The following is a 20,614-nucleotide window of genomic DNA, read 5'->3' on the forward strand; positions in this document are numbered from 1 at the left end:
ATGAAGAGTATGTTAGCAAAAAAACTTCTACTGGCCGCCGCCATTCAGGCGGCAATTACGGCACCCGGTATGGCGACTCAATTTGACTATGATGGCGACAATATTGCGGATGTCGCAGTCCGTCGCAGTAGCAATTACATGTGGTACGTAAAGAATTCCGATGATCAGAACTTTAATTCAGCCAATCTGGACGGAATACAACGCACTCAGTTTGGTAAAGATGCGGCTGATATCCCGGTGGCTGCCGACTTCGATGGTGATGGTATTACCGACTTCGCAGTACGTCGGCCCTCAACATTTACCTGGTATGTCAAAAATTCTTCAGGTGACAACACTAATTCGGCGCAACAAGACGGTATTCAGCGGGTGGTGTTTGGTAAAAACGCGGAAGATATTCCGGTTCCCGCAGACTATGACGGTGATGGTATCGCCGACTTTGCAGTGCGCAGAGCATCCACCTATACCTGGTATATTCAAAACTCCGGCGGCAGTAACTACAACTCCGAGGTGGGTGATGGTATCCAACGGGTAGTATTTGGTAAAAGCAGCGAAGACGTTCCTGTTCCGGGATTTTACGATCAGGATAATGTCGCCGATATTGCTGTATGGCGTGCTTCCAACAGCACCTGGTATATCAAAAACTCCAGTGGTACGGATTATAACTCAACCCAACAGGATGGCATTCAACGTCTTATACTGGGTGAAGAAGGCGATATTCCGGTTCCGGCTGATTACGACAATGATGGCATTACCGACATAGCAGTGCGTCGTCCTTCTAATTTTACCTGGTATATTCGCTATTCCAGCGACGGTGAAGTCAGGGAAGTGACCTTTGGCAAAGACGAAGCAGACATTCCCGTTCCCGCCGATTACGACGGTGATGGTGCTGCCGATGTGGCAGTTAGACGCAGCAGTAATCAGTACTTCTATATTCTCAACTCATCAGACGGTGAGATACAACGCATTAACTTTGGCAAACAAGAGAACGACATTCCGGCCAATGCACCAATCACTGAAATTATCGCCAAATTAAATGCTATCAATGCAGAACAGGAAGCCAACACGGCTCCGGTAGCGGATGCGGGCGGTGATCAAACGGTTGACGTGGGCAGCCTGGTGCAGCTCAACGGCAGCAACAGCAGTGATGCCGATGGTGATAGCCTGTCTTACAGCTGGTCTTTCAGTGCGTTGCCAGCAGACAGCATTGCGATACTCAGCAGCACAACAGTAGCCTCGCCAACCTTTACCGCCGATATCAGCGGCACCTATGAATTATCCCTGGTGGTTAGTGATGGTACAGATAGCAGTGCGGCGGACAGTGTCACCATTACCGTTGCAGAAATAGTCATGGAAAATACTCCGCCGGTTGCCAATGCCGGGGCGGATCAACAGGTATCTGTCAATGAAGTTGTAACGCTCTCAGGCAGTGGCAGTAGTGATGCTGATGGCGACTCCCTGAGCTATAGTTGGAGCATCTCCAGCCAACCCGCAAGCAGCACAGCCTCATTAAGACGAAGAGCGTCCGATAGCCCTACCCTAACACCCGATGTCGCGGGAAGTTATGAAATACAGCTTACCGTCAGTGATGGCACCGACAGCGCCACTGACAATGTCACTATCACTGCCATTAACAGCAATACCGATATTAAGGATATTGAATTTGTGAATCGCAGTGGTGACTGTGCAGACTATGCCGGTACTTACTACGCCGAAGTCACCGATGTGCAGGAATCCAGCAACTTTACCAACAGCGTGGAAATTACCGCTGGGTCAAATTCCTGTGATTTCATTGTCAATGAGATTCCGAATCACGACTTCAACGAACAGGGACATTTTGCCACCAAGGTTTCTGAACAAAACGGTGACTACACCATTAGCCGGACACCTCAATTTGCCAATAGCGTAACTGAGCTGTCACTGCTCACCAGCAATGCGGTAACACTTAATGGGGTGTTAATCGATCTGCTGGCGGCGGCCTGTTATGGCGTTGGCAATGAACCTCTGGGCGAAGAAAAGATAGGTTGTAGTGACAATCAAATCGATAACCCCTGGCGTTATGACCCTATGTCGCCGTTAAACAACTTTGGTACTGATGAGCACAATGCCCATTCTCAGCCAGATGGCACCTATCACTACCATGGTGATCCACTGGCTATGTATGACCAGGACTGCGAAGCCTCCGGGGTTGCGTCGCCGGTTATTGGCTTCGCGGCAGACGGTTTTCCGATTTACGGCCCCTGCTTTGACGATAACGGAACCGTAAGGAAAGCTGAACCCAGTTACGTCTTAAAGTCTGGCTCCCGGCAGTCTGTCAGTGGCTACACAACCCCGGTCGCAGGACAAGGTGTTGTGGCCAGCGCCAATTATGATGGCCAGTTTACCGGCGACTGGGAATTCTCTCAGGGCAGCGGTGATCTGGACGAGTGTAATGGTATGGAAGTAGATGGTCAGTACGGCTACTACCTGACGGACAGCTACCCCTGGGTTTTAAGGTGTTATAAAAGCACTCCCAACTCCTCGTTTAGTAAAACAGGAGGCCGGGCGCTGAAAAACCTGTTACATCGCCACGAGCCAGGCGGCAAGGCTCATCGACACTAATATAGGGGGAACTTCGGTTCCCCTACTGCTTTGATACAATGCGAAGGTAATGCTATGAACCCTGCACAAGTGTTCCTGTCCGGTCTTCTCGGACTATTAATAACCGGCCCCATTGCCGCTACCGAATTTGATTACGACGGTGACGGCAAAGCAGATGTCGCTGTGCGGCGTCCGGATACTCAATATTGGTATGTAAAGAATTCAGGATCAGCGGATTTTAATTCAGAACGCGGTGATGGTATCCAGCGCTCCCGATTCGGCTTATCCGAAACCGATATCCCGGTACCCGCAGATTACGATGGAGACGGCATTACCGATTTTGCTGTGCGTCGTCAGAGCAACTACACCTGGTATGTACTCAACTCTTCGGGCGATAACACTAACTCTGAACGCGAAGATGGCATTCAGCGGGAAACCTTCGGCAAAAACGCCAATGATATTCCGGTACCAGCGGATTATGATGGTGATGGCATCGCTGATTTTGCAGTACGCCGCCCTTCCACCTTTATCTGGTACATCAAAAACAGTAGCGGCAGCAATTTCAACTCAACACGCGGCGATGGCATTCAGCGTATTGAGTTTGGCAAACAGGTGAACGATACCCCGGTAAAAGGGGATTTTGACGGCGATGGCAAAGCAGACATCGCGGTGAAGCGCGCATCTAACGGCTATTGGTATATCCTCAATAGCAGCGGTGATAACACTAACTCAGACCGTGAAGATGGTATTCAACGCATTCAGTTTTTCACTGATGAAACCGATATTCCGGTGCCGGCAGATTATGACGGAGACGGTATCACCGACATCGCTTATCGCAATCCGGGTAACTTTACCTGGTATATTCGCAGCAGTGTTGATGGCGTTACCAGCGAGATTGAATTTGGACTGCATCCTGAAGATATTCCGGTACCGGCGGATTATGATGGCGATGGCAAAGCGGATCTGGCTATTCGTCGTGCAGGCGATCAAACCTTTATTATTTACAATCCGGATGTCATTGCCGACAGGGAACACCGTGCAACAGCACTACTCGAAAGTGAAGATGACAGCGAAACCGTCAGTTTTGGCAGTAAATCCGGTGATATCCCAATCAATGCCAGTACCGATCAGGTCATGGAAAAACTTGACGATACCAACAGTAACGGCAACAACAGTAATACTATCCCAAATGCAAATGCAGGAGAAAACCAGACCGTCAGTGCCGGTTCGCACGTTACCTTAGATGGCAGCGCCAGCAGCGACGAAGAGGGTGATGCCCTCACCTACGCCTGGACCATTCGCTCAGCCCCCGATGGCAGCAATGCGACACTAACCAATAGCGATAGCGTCAGCCCTGGCTTTACCGCAGATCTTGAAGGTAACTATATTGTATCCCTGATAGTAAACGACGGCACGGATGACAGCGCCGCTGACCGGGTCAGAATAAGTGCAGAGTCTGGCGCTGTTAACGCTGCCCCGGTTGCAAATGCTGGCGCAGATCAAACGGTGGATGTGGGAACACGAGTTGAACTGGACGGCTCCGGCAGTTTCGACACTGATGGCGATAGCCTGACCTATACCTGGTCATTTGTGGCCCTGCCGGAAGGTAGTGCTGCAACTCTGGGCAGAACTAACATTCAGGCTCCCAAATTTACCGCTGATGTGGCCGGAAGTTATAGCCTGCAACTCATCGTCAATGACGGGACAGAAGACAGCGCAGCAGACACTGTAACGATCACTGCCGAAACAGTGATAACCAACACCACTCCCGTCGCTGAAGCCGGCTCAGATCAAACCGTTAATGTCGGCGATCTGGTATCCCTGGATGGTTCAGCAAGTTCCGATTCAGATGGCGATAACCTCACTTATTCCTGGCAACTGGTCAGTATCCCGGGGGACACTGATGTCGCTTTGACAAACGCCAACACGGTAAACCCCACTTTTACACCGCAGATAGCGGGCGCTTACGTGATATCTCTCACGGTGAATGACGGTACTGAAGACAGCACCGCTGATACGTTAACGGTTACAGCGATTGCAGTTAATACACCGCCCGTTGCCAACGCCGGCGGCGATCAGGCTGTCACTGTCAATGATAGCGTGTCGCTGAGCGCCAGCGGTAGTTCAGACAATGATGATGATACCCTGACTTATAGCTGGAGTTTTAGCAGCAAGCCCGATAACAGTGCAGCTTCAATCTCCAATAGTACAGGTATAAACGCCAGCTTTACTGCCGATGCCGCGGGCAGTTATGTGGTATTGCTGACGGTTTCCGACGGTGAAGACAGTGACTCAGATAGTGTGACCATTACGGCAAGCCAGGAGACAGTGGCAGAAACCGATAATCAAGCCTTACTGACAAGCAGTTTTGATGCTGAGCGCTTTGCCGCCTCAGCCGATGAGACTGTCGCCGCCCGACCCTATGTGATGGTGGACTTCATCGATCATGACAGGGACGGCGCCAATGACGCTGCGCTATTACAATCCAATGGCGTTCCGTTTACCTATGATTATGACTACAGCACCTCTGATGCCGACAACATCAGCAATACCTGTTTCGATGATCCCAATAATGGCCCGGACGAAGCCGACAACGGTGGTTGTTATGCGATTGAAGCCAGCGTTCGCGCTTTTGTGATCCCTGTGGCGCCGGAACTGGCAACGGCCAGTACCAGCATCAGTTCAGATCAGCATTCCGGAATGGCGATTTCTGGGGCGACTTTCGAACTGCCGACAGCACCTTCTCCCGAGGGGGCTGGCTATGCTATCACCAATGTTTATGACGAGGGCTGGGAAGTACTGGATGATTGCAATGGTCATTCGGGTTATCTGGGGGCCCCCTACCATTATCACGGCGATCCTACCTACCCCATCAACGATGGTACTAATGAACACACGGTCAGTGCTACTGAGGCATCCCAATGTCTGCCAGACTATGAATTGATTGTGGATGCAGACACAGGTCATGCGCCCCTGATAGGTTATATGGCAGATGGTTTCCCCATTTACGGCAGCGACGGATATGATTTTGACAGTGCAAATCCAATTGATGATTGTAATGGTCATAGTGTGGCTACCGCTGAGTACCCCGATGGCGTTTATCATTATCACGCACTGAATTACGATGCTGTAACGGAAAATGGTACTGGCAGCCGAAGAGAGGCACCGCCACTGCCGGAGTGCCTGAGTGGCAAGGTCTGGTTCGTGCCGGAATACCATTCACCGGAGCTTTCGGAACCCCTAATCGGCAAAGATGTTGACTCAGAAATCACAGTGGAGAGTACCGAAACCACAGTGGATGCACTGACATTGGCCACCGCATTTGCGGCAAACCGTTTTTCAGCCACATCCAATGCCGATGCCAGACCCTATGTGTATGTGGGCCTGATTGACTGGGATTTTGATGGCAGTAACGATACCGCACTGCTGCAGAGCAATGGTATTCCCAGCCAGTATGATTATGACGATTCCACTTCTGACAGCAACGACATTCAGGATGTTTGTTTTGACGACCCCCAAGGTGGCCCGGATACTGGTTGCTACGCGCTGAATGCCAACAGCAGAGTATTTTTATTTTCACTCAACCCGATACTGGCGTCTTCGTCCACCGCCATCTCTGACAACGATCACACTGGTATGGCAATTTCAGGCGCCACTTTTGTTCATCCAAACGAAGATTCACCCAGTGGCGAAGGTTATGCCGTGTTAAATACCTATGATTCAGATTGGGAAGTACTGGATGATTGCAACGGCAATGCCAGTTATCAGGGTGGGCCTTACCACTACCACGGCGATCCCAGCAATGTAAATCGGGATCAGGTAGACGAACACACCGCCACAGCAGTCCGTGCAGCAGGCTGTCTGCCCGATTTTGATAGCGAAACAGACGACAGTCATGGACACGCACAGGCTATTGGTTTTATGGCCGATGGCTTCCCCATTTATGGTGAATCTGGTTACGATGCCGGTAACTCCCTGGATGAATGCAACGGTCATACTGGGGTCACTCAGGAATTCCCGGATGGTATTTACCACTATCACGCCATTTCGGCAGATACTGCAAATTCTGAGGGATTAGCCCCATTGCCAACCTGTTTAAATGGTATGCTATGGTACTTACCAAATTATCCGGCTCCGGAACTGTCCGAAGCCAATCCTTAAGGGCAATCAATATGTTAAAAACAGGGAAGTTATTGCGTATCAACCTCGGGTTACTGACACTGATGCTATTCACCGCATCGGCCCTTGCAACGACGCAACGCCCCTTTATTGTGCTGGAAGCCAGTCCGGATGGTCCCCGCATAAAACACAGCGACGCGCAAGGTTCACTGCAAACCCTGTATCGGCTAAAAAGAGGCAGTCAACTGTTTCAATTTAGCCATGCCCAAAATCGCAATGAAATGTTGCTCGCCTATGCCCCCGCACGCTCCGGACAACAAGGCATATGGCGACTGGAATACCAGCTCAAAACAGGCGAAAATGCCGCTGTCAGGCTCACCCCGCTGTTAACTGACAAAGATCCTGACAGTTGGTTTTTCGATCCGCTGTATCAGCCAAAATCGAATCAGTTTTATTATATCTCAGCCCAAATGGATAGTGCCGGTCAGCGGGCCTCCAAAGCGCTGGCATTGCGCCGGTATGATATGGTCAGTGGGGAATCCACTCTGGTATCGGAACAGGCATCTCATCCGGCGGTATCTGAATCAGGACAGTATCTGATATGGCAACAACAAACCAGGGAAGAAACTCAATTGGCGATACTGACTCAAGGTCACACTTCGCCTTCCCTGGTGCCCCTGCAAAAGCAGTCATTAAAACTGCACTTTCCGATTGTCAGCGAAATTCAGCAAGCACTGTATTTTTTATCTACAGAAGCCCCCTTGTTTACCGCCCTGCCGGGGATTAATCACGCCTGGGCTCACCCCGGGAGTCAACACAGGGATTATTACCTGTGGCAACTACCGGTTAACGCCACAGCATTTAAAAAGGCCACTCTGCTATGGCAAACTCAGGAGGTGCGGGCCATGGCGATGTCCCCGGATGGCAACGCCATCGGTATCGTAAACGATCAAGGTGTGCATATTGTTGATCCCAAAACCGAAAAGGTCAGCACAGTACTTTCAGGGCGACACTACTGGAAATTTAGCTGGGCACAATAGTTGATTTAATTTCGCAATCGAAAACGCGGATTTCATTAACCAATTTGCCATATTATTGGACTACACTGACAACAAAATTGACTTTTATCGCTCAAACAATATGGCTAAATCATTCACCTGGGGGGCGGCGGCGGCCAGCTTTCAAATCGAAGGCTCTTTAAATGGTCGCGGACGAGGCCCTTGTGTCTGGGACATGTTTTGTCAACAACCCGGCAAGGTTCGTTTTCAACACCATGGCAACAACGCCTGCAATCACATCGACTACATGGAGCAGGATGTCGCCACTATGGCGGCTATCGGCCTGCAGGCCTACCGGTTTTCCGTCAGCTGGCCCCGGGTAATACCCAATGGCACCGGTGAGATAAACCCTGACGGATTGGCGTTTTACGACCGTCTGGTGGATACCCTGCTGGCCAACAACATTACTCCCTGGATCACCCTGTTTCACTGGGATTATCCCTATCAGTTGTTTTTACAGGGGGGGTGGTTAAATCCCGACAGTGCTGACTGGTTTGCCGACTATACCCGTATTATTGTGGATAAACTTTCCGACCGGGTCAGCCACTGGATGACCCTCAATGAACCGCAGTGCTTTATCCATTTTGGGCATCACACCGGCTATCATGCACCCGGGCTAAAACTGGGTTTTAAAGAAGTACTGACCGCTGCCCACAATGCGCTTTTGGCCCATGGCAAGGCAGTGCAAACTATTCGCAGCTATAGCAAAACCGATGCAATCGTTGGCGCTGCGCCTGTGGGGTATGTCTATGTGCCAGAGCAAGACTCCGACCAATGTGTCAACGCAGCAAAACAGGCGACCTTTGCTATAACTCAACAGGATTGCTGGAACAATAGCTGGTTTGCTGACCCGATGTTCCTGGGCCATTACCCGGAAGATGGTCTGGCATTACATCAGCCCTACCTGCCTGCTTTTGGTCAACATGACATGAAAACCATCTGCCAGCCTCTGGATTTTTATGGCGCCAATATTTATACCGCTGAAACTATCACCACTAACGATGCTGGCCAGGTTAACCCGGTGCCGCCGCTGGAAGGCGATCGCTTCACCAGCATGGACTGGCATGTGGTACCGGAGAGCCTGTATTGGGCCAGCAAGTTCTTTTACGAACGCTACAACGTTCCCGTCATCATCACTGAAAATGGCATGGCCAATCACGACTGGGTGGACGAAGCCGGACGGGTCCAGGACCCACAGCGTATTATCCTGTTAAAGCAATATACCGATGCCCTGTTAAGGGCCAGAGCGGAAGGAGTGCCGATAGATGGTTACTTCGCCTGGTCCATCATGGATAATTTTGAATGGGCGCTGGGCTACGATCGCCGTTTTGGCCTGGTGCACGTGGATTATCAAACCATGAAGCGCACCATTAAAGAATCAGGCTATTGGTATAAAGCCCGTATCAACAAGCCACTTTAAATCGTCTCTTTGTGACTTTTGGCACATGTTTTAGTCGCCCTTGTCTGCCACGATAAGGCGACTAAACAACAGAAGCCTTTTGTCATGAACACAACTCAACAACGCATCGTTGCCATGGATGTCCTGCGGGGTTTTGCCTTGCTGGGTATCTTGCTGGTGAACATTCAATCTTTCGCCATGCCCGGAGCCGCCTACCTCAATCCCACGGCCTGGGGAGATTTTACCGGAATAAACTTCGCGGTCTGGTCGGTAACCCATATCCTGGCTGATCAGAAGTTTATGTCCTTGTTCTCCATGTTGTTTGGCGCGGGAATTTTGCTGTTTTGTGAAAAGGCTGAAGCGAAAAACCAGTCGCCCGCCAAACTGCACTATCAACGTACCTTTTGGTTACTGTTGTTTGGGCTGTTGCATGCCTACTTGTTTTGGTACGGCGATATCCTGGTAAGTTATGCCTTATGTGGTTTCCTGGTTTATTTGTTGCGCAACAAGTCAATTACCACCTTACTGGTGGTGGCATCGCTGTTTATGGTGATATCGGGTGGTTATTCTCTGCTGATAGGCATGAGCCTGAGCCAGTTTCCCGCCGAGGCTAAAAGCGGCATGATGGCGGCCTGGAACCCGGTTCAACAGGAACTGAACAAAGAAATAGCCGCGTATCTGGGGAGTTATAGTACTGCCCTGACGTTTCGTGCAGAAGAAACGCTGTTTATGCAAACCTACGTGTTTTTTACCTATTTCCTGTGGCGGGCGTCAGCCATGATGTTGTTGGGCATGGCACTCTATAAATCCGGTTTTTTTCACCTGAAATGGCAAACTACTCGCTATGTGAAACTGTTGGTTACCGGCCTGTTCCTTGGCCTGGGGCTAATTTTATACGGGGTAAAAAGCAACCTGGCCCAAGCATTCTCATTAGAATACAGCATGTTTTTAGGTAGTCAGTTTAATTTCTGGGGCAGTGTGTTCGTGGCCCTGGGATACGCGAGTGCGGTAATGATAGCAGTTAAATTTCAATGGTTTAGCGCATTACAAACCCGTTTGGCCGCTATCGGTAAAACGGCTTTCAGCAACTACATATTGCACACTCTGGTGTTCACCACACTGTTTTATGGTTATGGCGCGGGTTTGTTTGCTGGCACTGAACGCTGGCAACAATTGTTGCTGGTTATCGCCATGTGGGGCGTGCAACTTTGGTTATCCACTCTGTGGTTGCAGTATTACCGGTTTGGCCCTCTGGAATGGGCGTGGCGCAGCCTGACCTATAGGAAAGTGCAGCCCTTCAGAAATTGACTGTCATTAAGAAACTAATAATCCACACTTTAAACAAGATGACGTTCTATTGACTCCCTTTAAATGAGCTTCAGAAAGTCAGCAATATGTTCAGTTCGAAGTCCTATTTGTGGCTCCCTTTACACGCAGTAAGCGAAGTATTCAGATGACACAACAATGAGAAGTATCAGGGAAGATACTTCAATCAATGCCAGTATAGGGACATACTGTCATTGATGGTCATTGTTGTGCTGAATACGAAGGTTACGCTTTGCGTGTCAAGGGCTGCGGAGGATTCTTAAGGAGTGCCGCAGGCAGCATTCCTTAAGGCGTCGCCGGCGCCCCGGCAAATCAACATCAAGCGTTGAAATTTTGGTACTTTACGGACAGAGCCCTTTATTAATGATAACCACCTACTGAAGTAGGAAGTTTAGGGCTGAAAACAAAATGCAGGGCCAATGCCCTGCATTCAATAATATTAGATCAGATTACCCCTGATACTTTTCAAATACCAAAGTGCTATTGGTACCGCCAAAACCAAAGCTGTTACTCATCACCCGGGTTAAGTCAGCCTGACGCGTTTCAGTGACAATATCCAGCCCTTGCGCTTTTTCGTCCAGCTCTTCAATATTAATAGACGGCGCAATAAAGCCGTGTTCCATCATCAGCAAAGAATAAATCGCTTCGTTAGAGCCTGCGGCCCCTAAAGCGTGTCCGGTCATGGCTTTGGTTGCACTGATTGCCGGTGATTTACCAGCAAATACCGCCTGAATGGCTTCCAGTTCTTTCACATCGCCAACCGGCGTTGAGGTGCCGTGAGTGTTCAGATAATCGATATCACCATTTACCGTCGACAAAGCCTGTTGCATACAGCGCAACGCACCTTCACCGGACGGTGCCACCATATCGTAACCGTCAGACGTGGCGCCATAGCCTGTTATTTCGGCGTAGATTTTGGCACCGCGCGCTAAAGCGTGCTCCAGTTCTTCCACTACAACCATGCTGCCACCACCGGAAATAACAAAACCATCGCGGTTAGCGTCATAGGTACGGGAGGCTTTTTCAGGGGTGTCATTGTATTTAGTAGACAATGCGCCCATGGCGTCAAATTCCATGGCCAGGGTCCAGTGCACCTCTTCACCACCACCGGCAAACACAATATCCTGCTTGCCTAACTGAATTTGCTCCAATGCTGCACCGATACAGTGGGCACTGGTGGCACACGCGGAGCTTAATGAATAGTTCACCCCTTTGATTTTAAAGGGTGTCGCCAGGCAGGCTGAAACTGTGCTGCTCATGGTTTTGGTCACCATGTAAGGCCCTACCCGTTTTACTCCCTTTTCACGCAGAATATCAGCAGCCAATACCTGATTGGCAGACGATGCACCACCGGAACCGGCAATAAGACCAGTGCGAACATTGGACACCATGTCTTCTGTAAGCTTCGAATCTTCAATGGCTTCCTGCATCGCGATATAAGCATACGCGGCGGCGTCACCCATAAAACGCAGTGTCTTACGATCGATGTGCTCTTTCACATCAATATCAATACCACCCCAGACGTGACTACGCAGGTTGAGATCTTTGAATTCCTGAGCCGTCGAAATACCAGACCGGCCCTCTTTTAATGAATTTAAAACTTCCTGCTTATTGTTACCAATGCTGGATACGATACCAAAACCGGTGATTACCGCTCTTTTCATATTTTTACCTGTTAATTCGAAAGTTGCGCTATTGTAATGCGGATAGCAAGTGTAACTGGTCTGCTCTTTAGTGTACAAGTGTACGCTTAAATTTTTTTGAGAAATTTAATTTAACGACAAACATACTTGATGTTTGCGCCAGGGAGATTACACTTTCGTGAAAATTCACTAAGCAATACCGTTTTGAAACTCACAACCGCCTCCCTAACCTTCAATAGCAGTGGTACTCCAACATCCCAGCAGTTTGACGATGTTTATTTTTCGAACGACAATGGATTAGCCGAGTCAAAATACGTTTTTTTTGACCATAACCTACTGAATGATAGATGGTTTTCTCATAAAGAAAGTAGCTTTGTAATTGCGGAAACCGGGTTTGGTACGGGACTTAATTTTCTTTTGACCTGGCAGCTATTCAGAGAGCTTACGCAAAACTGTGCAGCTGAGACACCGTTGCAGCGACTTTATTTTATCAGTACTGAGAAGTTTCCGATCAGCCTGCCACAACTGCAATTGGCATTACAACAATGGCCTGAACTATCGGAATTAAGCGAACAGTTGTTAGTTCAATACCCCATAGCGACACCGGGGTGTCATCGTCTGGTATTTGACCAGGGCAAGGTTGTTTTAGATCTGTGGCTTGGCGATATTATTCACACCTTACCTGAGCTGCAAACCTATCAGGAAGGGCTGGTCGATGCCTGGTATCTGGATGGCTTTGCCCCCAGCAAAAATCCCGATATGTGGCAGGACAGTCTGTTTCAGAATATGGCCCGTCTGAGCAAGCCTGGCTGTACCTTTGCCACCTTTACCGCGGCCGGCATTGTAAAACGAGGGCTCAGAGAAAACGGCTTTATTGTCAAAAAAACCAGGGGATTTGGCCGTAAGCGGGACATGCTGATGGGCCATTTTGCGCCTGAGGAAACACGCAACGCAGCAGAAGAACCCGCAGCGCAACTCCCATGGCAACGCCCGCTACCTGGGCCATGGCAACGGCTGAAAGGCCATCATGCTATCCAATCTGTGGCTGTTATTGGTGGCGGTATAGCCGGTGCGAATCTGGCGGTAGCGCTACAATCCCGCGGATTTGATACCACGATTTATTGCAAAGATACGGAACTCGCTATGGGTGCATCCGGTAATCATCAGGGCGGCTTTTATCCCTCTCTGAATGCCGACTATTCACTGCAAAGTCAGTTTTATTGCCACGCCTTTGATTTTGCGCATCGCTATTACACTGGATTGGCCGCGCAAGGATTTGAGTTTGGTCATGACTGGTGCGGGGTGTTTTTTCCGGCATTCAGCGAGGAAGTGGCAAAACGCCAGTCAAAACTCATCAACAACGGCATCTGGCCGGAATCGCTGATACACAGCGTAACCCAGGAACAGGCGCAATCAATCACCGGTTTACACATGCCATACAATGGATTGTACGTACCTCAGGGGGGCTGGATACACCCCAAAGAACTGGTTCAGGCACTGTGGCAAAACGCGGCATCAATGGGTGCCCGGTTACAAGTTAACCATCAACTGAAGCAGGCGGCATTGTCAGCAGATGGCTGGCGACTACACTGGCACAACGACGCACACAGCCATGCTGATTGCGTCATTTATGCAGCAGGTTTTGAAAGCAAAAACATGCCCGAACTGGCCGGCATCCCGTTTACAACAACACGGGGACAGGTAGAACACCTTGCGCAGAGCGAACGTGCCCCTTCTCCCAACGCGGTGATTTGTCACAAGGGGTACTACACCCCCTTCTATCAGAATTTGCAGGCTATGGGGGCTACTTTTGACAAAACCTCCTGTGCCCCATTTACTTCAGATGAAGATACCAGACAGAATTACCAGATGATTCAGTCAGCGTTATCCAGGTGTGACTGGATTGACAGATTACCGGAATCCGTACAGCAGCGCGCCGCAATTCGACTAAGCCTGCCCGACCACAAACCGATAATGGGTGCTGTACCCGATTTATTCAGCCAAAAGCAGCAATATCAGGCGCTGTATAAGGCCCTGCCATTGGCGCAGTATCCGACGCCAAAAGACAGGCAAAATCTGTATGTTTTGACTGGTCTGGGTTCACATGGATTAGGTACCAGTCCGCTGCTGGCAGAGGCATTAGCTTGCCAGATCAGCGGCGAACCTTTGCCGATGAACCAGGAGTTACTGGCAAGTGTAAGCCCAAACCGGTTTCTGATAAGAGATTTGATTCGTCGCAGAAATTAATCTGCGTCCACCAAAACATAGTCAGGCGTCAAAGAAGCCACAATAAAATGTGGTATGAAACCTTTGGTGGTGGCAACCGTAACCTTGTCGTAAATATTAACTATGCGCACATTCACTTCTACGCCCCGACCACTGCGATGCATAGTGCCGGTAAGTACGAACTGCATGTCACCGCGAGGACCGCTGCGTTCAAAAAACAGATCCCCCTGAGGTGTCACCTGTATTTGATCCATGGCCTTGAAGTCCACAACGGCCAGGCCATACCCCTGCAACTCAGCGATAAAACTTTCAGCCAGACGGTTGCCCAAAATTGAAGGCGACTGCAATGCCTGGTTAAATTCCACAAACGAAGCGATTGCAATACGGGAGTTGGGAGTAATGTGTTTGGTTTTTTGCAGCAGGCTCATGGTCATTTGCTCAGCATAGTCACTCAGTGCTTTGTGAGTGTATGCAGGCTGGAAGCTGCTGCGTGGCACAGGTATGACGGCAGTAAGCTGCTGCGTTTTTTGCTGCCCGGGCGGCATGTAATGTGGCTGTTCTTCGGCAGATTCGGCATACGCCGTATCACTCATCGCCACTTCCAACTCGGACTTGTTCATTTTCGTGGCGGGGGCATCATCCTGATAAGGGTTTTCTATCACTTCGCCATCATCACTGTTAGAAAACACTGACTGAAAACTCGCCATTGTGGATTCGCACCCGGCTGTAAGAGTTGTCATCGCGATTAGTACATAGCCATGCAATTTCATTCTGAGATTCCTTATTACCGGCCCTGAATCAGCCCAATGCCATCAGTGCGTTGCTCATCAGAGGGTATCAGAGCTTCAACCACATAAAATGGCACCAACATTTGCGACGTGGCCACAACGGCTTTACTTTCCAGCCCCAGGATACGGGCGTTCACCAGAAAGCCTCCCTGATGTTTAGTCATGGTACCGGTCAGAATATATTGCATTGGCACCTTGTGTTTTAATTCCAGAAAATCCCGGCTCAGTAAAAAATCACCTGTTTCGGTGACCCGAATATAGTCTGTGGCTTTAAAATCCAGCACCGGAATACGAAACTTGTGCAGCTCATGGATAAAGGATTCTGCTATCTGATAACCCAACAAGTTGGTTTGATTTAAATCACTATCCGTTAAGGCAAAATGGGTGACACCTACCGGCGTCTGATCAGTCACGTACTCCATGTTTGCAATTAAATCCTGCGCCATATTTTGTACATAGTCACCGATGTGCTTGTGCAGTGCTTTGCCCTGATAAATGGCATTATCGTTCTGGTACATGGGCTCCTGGGTGATAGCCCCAAAACGATCAATTACTGGCTTGTCAGCGCCATATAAGTTCGGCTGCTCAGGGGCACCCTGTTGGGTTAACTGATTCCATTGCGCACAGCCGGTGATGCTGGTCAGTAGCGCTGAAACTAAAAAAATCTTTTTCATTTTGAGATCCTCACTCACCTTCTGAGCGGTATATTCTGCCACCGCGCGTTGTTATTTTTTCTGCCTGCCAAAATACATCATCGGGAATAAAGCGGGAGGCAGCTGCCACAACATCTTTGCTGTCCACATGTATAATTCTGGCATTGGCAATCACACCTTGTTCGGCTTCGGTTAGCGTGCCTGACAAATAAAAATCCACGTCGCGATGATTCTTGTATAGGTCATCGACATTTCGGCTAAAAACTCGATCACTTTTTTCTTCAATAATCAGATTATTAGTGGCCTTGTAATCCTGGGCGATGTATCCACGACGCGCCAACTCGGTCATCATGCCCTGTTCCAACTGGTGTCCCAGCAGTCGCAAAGGCCCCTGATGCTCACTATCAGTTTGCATCATTTCCACCGGAACAAAGGTAGCAACGGCAAAACGATATTGTTCTTTAGGCAGGTTAGCATAACGAAAAGTGTGAAATAGCTGTGCCGCCAACAACGAGGTATGCATATCGATTTTATTGTGTGGCTGCACCGCAATGACGGGTTGCGATTCGTCCGTCGCCCCGGCATTTGTTGTTTCACAGGCCGTTAATGTCACCAGCACAAAGGCCAGCCCCAGCAGGCGTAAGACTACCCTGTTTGAATTGTTCAGTAAGTTGAATTGTTTGTAGTTCATAGTGGTTATTCTCAGTTAACCGATTAACAGCGACGCATCTCTGCATCGGCTAAAGCAAGAATAAGGCCAACAAAATTTTGACAGGTTCAGGTAACTTTGTTTTTTACCTGAAATTCGGGATTGAGATAGCGTTTTTCCGCCATAATTTGTGCCATTTCGGCCACTGCCGTGCCGATTTGGCGATAGCTGTTGTACAGCGGGGCAAAACCAAACCGAATATAATTGGGTGCTCTGAAATCAGCAATTATGTTGGATTTTATCAGTGCCTGACACAACCCCCAGGCATGTTCAAACTCAAAACTAAGCTGACTGCCACGCTGTTCCGGCGATTCAGGTGAGATACAACGCAATTGGGCGCAATCTGGAGACGCTGATAAAAGCGCCAGAAATACTTCAGTCAGCTGCATGGACTTTTGTCTGATTTGGGTCATTGTCACCTGATCATACACATCCAGTGCGGCATCAACGGCACTCATCGCAATAACGGAAGGCGTACCAACCAACAACTGCCGGGCATCTGCGGCAGCCTGATAGTTAACGTCGAACTGAAACCCGTTGGCGTGGCCCATCCAGCCGTAGAGTGGTTGTTGCATTGCCTCCTGATGACGCGTTGCCACATACGCGAACGCCGGTGCGCCAGGTCCACCGTTGAGGTATTTATAGGTACAGCCCACAGCAAAATCCACCTGCCAGTCATCCAGCGCCACTGGCAATACCCCTGCCGAATGGGCCAGATCCACAATCACCAGTGCGCCATGCTTATGCGCTTTTGCGGTCAGTGCGGCAATATCCAGTTTCTGACCGGTTCGAAAATTAACTTCCGTTACCAGTAAAATCGCCGTGTCATCATCGATAGCTGACGCCAGTTGTGACTCTTCGACTAATTGCAACTGACACCGCGTTTGGCCAAGTAGATCTTCCAGCCCCTGCACCATGTATAAATCCGTTGGGAAGTTATCCGTTGTAGAAACAACCTTGTTCCGGCCCTGTTGCATAACCAATGCAGCGGCCAGCAATTTAAACAGATTGACTGAAATCGTATCACAACACAGGGTTTGCCCCGGTGCCGCACCAATGAGTTTAGCGATTCGTTCTCCGACATTAACCGGAAGATCTATCCATTGATGCTTGTTCCAACTGGTTATCAGGTCCACAGCCCATTGCTGTTCCGTCACGTCTTTAATCCGTGACTTTACACTAAGGGGCATCATTCCCAGTGAATTGCCATCCAGGTAAATAGTGCCCTGCGGGAGCAGAAACTGAGATTGAATAGCGGCTAACGGATCTTCGGCGTCCAACGTATTAAGGTTAAATTTCATTGATGCTCTTTTTGTAATGCCTGTTTTAGGGTGTCAATTATCACCGGCCAAACTGTCGTACCTGGGTGTATAAAATCAAAATGCCCGACATCGGTTACTTTTACCCGCTGAATCCCCTTGAGATCATTCACCTGATCCACCGGCACAATCGTGTCATCGATACTGTAAATGAGATGAGTATTGCTATGCATGGGATGAGATTTTGGATTAGCGTTTTGATAGGCATCAGGATTCTCGTCTGGCATCCCCTGCATAAACTGTTCAGTGACCTGCTGACAACCATTTTCTCCTCTGGCGTACGTATCCAGGTCAGCAATTGCCGCCAGACCAATAATACCTTTTAAGTTGGCGTTTTTCTGGGCGGCCAACAACCCCAGATGTCCCCCTGCCGAATGCCCGACGAGTAGCGTGTTTTCCGGCTCGATCTGTTTGGCCTTGATCAGGTACTGGATAGCATCGTGAATGTCGTAGAAGCTCTCAGGCCAACCACCCTCGTCATCACCTGTGCGGCGATATTCAACCGACCAGACCCGAAAACCAGCATCTCTTAGTGCCGCAGTAAAAGGACGACTGTGGGCAATATCGTAATGACTTAGCCAACACCCACCGTGTATAAATACAATGTCACCATAATATTGTTGAGCGCCTGGTAACCAACCTTCGATAAATTGCGACGCTGATGGGCCATAATTCAACACCTGCTCTGCAGACGGGTAATCCAGGTCCAGTACAGCCTGATAGGACACCTTGTTAAGTGAATTGGTCTCCCGGGCATGAGATTGCCAGCCAAGACAAAATAAACAGAGACCGAAAAGGAATGTTTTGTGCAATCGAATCAAGGGGCCAGAGTTCTTAAAAAGACATTTTGCCCATTATTGCCCGGCAAAATGGTGGTTTCAAGCGCTCTGACCCAAGGAGTATTATTTTACGCTGTCCCAGAACATCAATGCTGAGCCTGTCATAAATAACCAGATGCCGATAATCGCCAGATCACCGAAAAACGGTAAGAACAACGTACTGCCAATAAAAAACGAGATACTGGCAATCGCTGACACCTTGTTTCTTTTCAGATTCTCGAGCATCACATCCTCCTTAAACTTCTGGCTGAAAACCAAAACTGACAGCGATGCGATTCCAGCTGTTAATCTCGATAATCAGGGCGGTCAATTCCACGACACCTTGCTCACCGAAGACCGCAAGCGTTTCCTTGTATAGCTGGTCATCTGGCTGCTGCACGCTGATACAAGTCACGGCCTCGGTCCATGCCAGTGCCGCTCGCTCTTCGGCACTAAAGCAATTTAACTCTCGCCAGGCGGGCAATACATCCAGGCGGGCCTGTTGCTCACCATCATTGCGGGCTTCATCTGAGTGCATTTTCTGACAATAGCCACAATGATTGAGTTGTGAGGCACGCAGTTTCACTAAATGCCGCAATTGCGCAGTAATGGCGACACCTTTTGGGGTCTCACCCAGCGCGGGAATATGGGTTAAAAACCGTGGACAAAGTTCAAAAACCTGTTTCGGTGAAAGTCGGGTTTGCATATTGCACTCCAATCTAAAGTTGTTGATAAAAACTGACTTTATTGTGGCTGCAGTGCAGCACTAATGATTGGAAATATGCGACAATTTTCGCTGCCGATATTGCTGTGGAGTTTCTCCGGTTTGTTTGCGAAAAACATTACTGAAATGGGCCTGATCATAATAGCCGCAATCCAGGGCAATATCTGCCAGTGAGAACTCACCGGACATAAGGTGTTGTCTGGCTCGCCGGATTTGTCCATAGCTATGGACTTGCAGCGGGGTAAACCCCAGAAGATTTTTAAAGCGTCGTTCCAGTGTCCGACGGCTCAGCCCCACAGCATCGGCAAGGTGGTTGGGTAACAGCAACTTCTGTGCTGCCAGGGTGACAATACCCAAGATTTGATTCTGGTCATTTTGCCTGCGCTCAACCAATCCCTCTAACCAGGCGAAAATGGCTCTCACCCGCCGGACCTGACTCAATTCAGGCAAGACATCACACAAGGGGTGTAAATCACAGGCAGGCAATGCCGGTTCGTTTAACAGCGGCAATTGCAGATTTTTGCCGCTTTCCACTGCCACCCCCAGCAAGGCTTTTACGGCACCGGGCCGAAACCGAACGCTGACAAAATCGCGGTTTAAATCCCAGCACTGCCGGACAACCTGAGTCTGATGCAAAAGCAGTACATCAACATTGCCGTTACTGATATCAAAAGTGAGACTGGCACCGGCATCCGGATAAAACTTATCTTCCTGAATACGCGGAGTTTCCTGACCACCCACAGTGGCCCATACACATTGCACCCAGGCACTGAGCTTCAGAGAAGGCGCATAAATCTGCAAACCGGTTGAGGAAAAGCTGGCCGCAGGAATAATGTCGAAACCACCGTATTCTTTCAAAGGGTCAGAGTTGTTGAAAATGACTTGCTGCCATTATGAACCGGCAACAGGGCTGTTTCAAGAACCCTGCCCCTTGAAAATAACGTAGAAAATTGCTTAGAAAGTTTTACAGGCAGTTGGCCCAGAACGCTTTGACATCGCTCTGGTCGGTTTCTTCCAGCTCGCCGTCAGCAAAGGCCTTATCCAGACTGGCTAACATGCCCTGGTTTAACGCTTCGATGGATTCCTGTCCCTGCAGCTGGCACTGGCTGACCACTAATGAAAAGTGACCGCTCAGATAGCCAGCAACAAATAAATCCTGGTCACTGCCCTGTTCTACCACCTGATCAAATTTAAGCTGGATATTATCCACCAATGCTTCAAAGTTGTTTGTATTTTGCAAAGTCTTTCCTGTTAG

The 20,614-nt window shown here is 49.3% G+C and carries 16 protein-coding genes; 6 read left to right on the plus strand and 10 right to left on the minus strand.

The genetic code is table 11. From position 1 onward, the window contains the following. Positions 1–9 precede the first annotated feature (9 nt). The 5 genes from LJ740_RS10985 (at position 10) to LJ740_RS11005 (ending at position 10,461) form a co-directional block, all read left to right on the plus strand. Positions 10–2,598 (plus strand): YHYH protein, encoded by a 2,589-nt coding sequence (locus LJ740_RS10985; RefSeq protein ID WP_229529141.1) that lies wholly within the window; start codon positions 10–12, stop codon positions 2,596–2,598. 54 nt (positions 2,599–2,652) lie between these two features. Further along, positions 2,653–6,738 (plus strand): PKD domain-containing protein, encoded by a 4,086-nt coding sequence (locus tag LJ740_RS10990; protein WP_229529142.1) that lies wholly within the window; start codon positions 2,653–2,655, stop codon positions 6,736–6,738. Positions 6,739–6,749: 11 nt separating this feature from the next. After that, the gene (locus LJ740_RS10995) at positions 6,750–7,736 is read left to right on the plus strand and encodes a TolB-like translocation protein (RefSeq protein ID WP_229529143.1); all 987 of its coding nucleotides are present in this window, start codon (positions 6,750–6,752) and stop codon (positions 7,734–7,736) included. Between the two features lie 100 nt (positions 7,737–7,836). Then, on the plus strand, positions 7,837–9,174 hold the full coding sequence (locus LJ740_RS11000) for a GH1 family beta-glucosidase (RefSeq protein ID WP_229529144.1): 1,338 nt from the start codon (positions 7,837–7,839) through the stop codon (positions 9,172–9,174). An 84-nt stretch (positions 9,175–9,258) separates the two neighbouring features. Further along, complete coding sequence (locus tag LJ740_RS11005; protein WP_229529145.1) at positions 9,259–10,461, plus strand: DUF418 domain-containing protein; 1,203 nt, start codon at positions 9,259–9,261, stop codon at positions 10,459–10,461. Positions 10,462–10,928: 467 nt separating this feature from the next. Here the strand turns inward: LJ740_RS11005 and fabB are convergent, their stop codons facing one another. Beyond that, the gene (fabB, locus tag LJ740_RS11010) at positions 10,929–12,143 is read right to left on the minus strand and encodes a beta-ketoacyl-ACP synthase I (RefSeq protein ID WP_229529146.1); all 1,215 of its coding nucleotides are present in this window, start codon (positions 12,141–12,143) and stop codon (positions 10,929–10,931) included. 183 nt (positions 12,144–12,326) lie between these two features. Between fabB and mnmC the strand changes: the two genes are divergently transcribed. Further along, positions 12,327–14,369, plus strand: coding sequence for a bifunctional tRNA (5-methylaminomethyl-2-thiouridine)(34)-methyltransferase MnmD/FAD-dependent 5-carboxymethylaminomethyl-2-thiouridine(34) oxidoreductase MnmC (mnmC, locus tag LJ740_RS11015; RefSeq protein WP_229529147.1), 2,043 nt, complete (start codon positions 12,327–12,329; stop codon positions 14,367–14,369). Here the strand turns inward: mnmC and LJ740_RS11020 are convergent. The 9 genes from LJ740_RS11020 to LJ740_RS11060 form a co-directional block, all read right to left on the minus strand. Next, positions 14,366–15,118 carry a FlgO family outer membrane protein gene (locus LJ740_RS11020; RefSeq protein WP_229529148.1) on the minus strand — a complete coding sequence of 251 codons (753 nt, stop codon included), beginning with the start codon at positions 15,116–15,118 and terminating at the stop codon, positions 14,366–14,368. The genes mnmC and LJ740_RS11020 overlap by 4 nt on opposite strands. A 14-nt stretch (positions 15,119–15,132) precedes the next feature. After that, a complete protein-coding gene (locus tag LJ740_RS11025; protein WP_229529149.1) occupies positions 15,133–15,810 on the minus strand; it encodes a FlgO family outer membrane protein in 678 nt (225 codons plus the stop codon). Between the two features lie 10 nt (positions 15,811–15,820). Further along, positions 15,821–16,480, minus strand: a complete 660-nt coding sequence (locus LJ740_RS11030; RefSeq protein ID WP_229529150.1) for a FlgO family outer membrane protein — start codon at positions 16,478–16,480, stop codon at positions 15,821–15,823. An 86-nt stretch (positions 16,481–16,566) separates the two neighbouring features. Next, complete coding sequence (kynU, locus tag LJ740_RS11035; RefSeq protein WP_229529151.1) at positions 16,567–17,799, minus strand: kynureninase; 1,233 nt, start codon at positions 17,797–17,799, stop codon at positions 16,567–16,569. After that, positions 17,796–18,629 carry an alpha/beta hydrolase family protein gene (locus tag LJ740_RS11040; protein ID WP_229529152.1) on the minus strand — a complete coding sequence of 278 codons (834 nt, stop codon included), beginning with the start codon at positions 18,627–18,629 and terminating at the stop codon, positions 17,796–17,798. The genes kynU and LJ740_RS11040 overlap by 4 nt, the downstream gene beginning before the upstream one ends. A gap of 90 nt (positions 18,630–18,719) precedes the next feature. Further along, entirely contained in the window at positions 18,720–18,881 is a 162-nt protein-coding gene (locus LJ740_RS11045; RefSeq protein ID WP_229529153.1) for a YrhK family protein, read from the minus strand. Positions 18,882–18,891: 10 nt separating this feature from the next. Beyond that, a complete protein-coding gene (locus LJ740_RS11050; protein ID WP_229529154.1) occupies positions 18,892–19,341 on the minus strand; it encodes a carboxymuconolactone decarboxylase family protein in 450 nt (149 codons plus the stop codon). A 60-nt stretch (positions 19,342–19,401) separates the two neighbouring features. Next, the gene (locus tag LJ740_RS11055; RefSeq protein WP_229529155.1) at positions 19,402–20,217 is read right to left on the minus strand and encodes a helix-turn-helix domain-containing protein; all 816 of its coding nucleotides are present in this window, start codon (positions 20,215–20,217) and stop codon (positions 19,402–19,404) included. A gap of 106 nt (positions 20,218–20,323) precedes the next feature. Further along, positions 20,324–20,599, minus strand: a complete 276-nt coding sequence (locus LJ740_RS11060) for a YfcL family protein (protein WP_229529156.1) — start codon at positions 20,597–20,599, stop codon at positions 20,324–20,326. Between the last annotated feature and the right edge of the window lie 15 nt (positions 20,600–20,614).

Origin of the sequence: Planctobacterium marinum (assembly GCF_020687805.1) — a bacterium.
Classification (GTDB): Bacteria; Pseudomonadota; Gammaproteobacteria; order Enterobacterales; family Alteromonadaceae; genus Planctobacterium; species Planctobacterium marinum.

What these genes read in the sequence shown, in the direction of transcription:
- LJ740_RS11005 (WP_229529145.1), top strand. Translation starts at nt 9,259, where the DNA reads ATGAACACAACTCAACAACGCATCGTTGCCATGGATGTCCTGCGGGGT.
- kynU (WP_229529151.1), bottom strand. Translation starts at nt 17,799, where the DNA reads ATGAAATTTAACCTTAATACGTTGGACGCCGAAGATCCGTTAGCCGCT.
- LJ740_RS11030 (WP_229529150.1), bottom strand. Translation starts at nt 16,480, where the DNA reads ATGAACTACAAACAATTCAACTTACTGAACAATTCAAACAGGGTAGTC.
- LJ740_RS10990 (WP_229529142.1), top strand. Translation starts at nt 2,653, where the DNA reads ATGAACCCTGCACAAGTGTTCCTGTCCGGTCTTCTCGGACTATTAATA.
- LJ740_RS11020 (WP_229529148.1), bottom strand. Translation starts at nt 15,118, where the DNA reads ATGAAATTGCATGGCTATGTACTAATCGCGATGACAACTCTTACAGCC.
- LJ740_RS11025 (WP_229529149.1), bottom strand. Translation starts at nt 15,810, where the DNA reads ATGAAAAAGATTTTTTTAGTTTCAGCGCTACTGACCAGCATCACCGGC.
- LJ740_RS11050 (WP_229529154.1), bottom strand. Translation starts at nt 19,341, where the DNA reads ATGCAAACCCGACTTTCACCGAAACAGGTTTTTGAACTTTGTCCACGG.
- LJ740_RS11045 (WP_229529153.1), bottom strand. Translation starts at nt 18,881, where the DNA reads ATGCTCGAGAATCTGAAAAGAAACAAGGTGTCAGCGATTGCCAGTATC.
- LJ740_RS11000 (WP_229529144.1), top strand. Translation starts at nt 7,837, where the DNA reads ATGGCTAAATCATTCACCTGGGGGGCGGCGGCGGCCAGCTTTCAAATC.
- fabB (WP_229529146.1), bottom strand. Translation starts at nt 12,143, where the DNA reads ATGAAAAGAGCGGTAATCACCGGTTTTGGTATCGTATCCAGCATTGGT.
- LJ740_RS10995 (WP_229529143.1), top strand. Translation starts at nt 6,750, where the DNA reads ATGTTAAAAACAGGGAAGTTATTGCGTATCAACCTCGGGTTACTGACA.
- LJ740_RS10985 (WP_229529141.1), top strand. Translation starts at nt 10, where the DNA reads ATGTTAGCAAAAAAACTTCTACTGGCCGCCGCCATTCAGGCGGCAATT.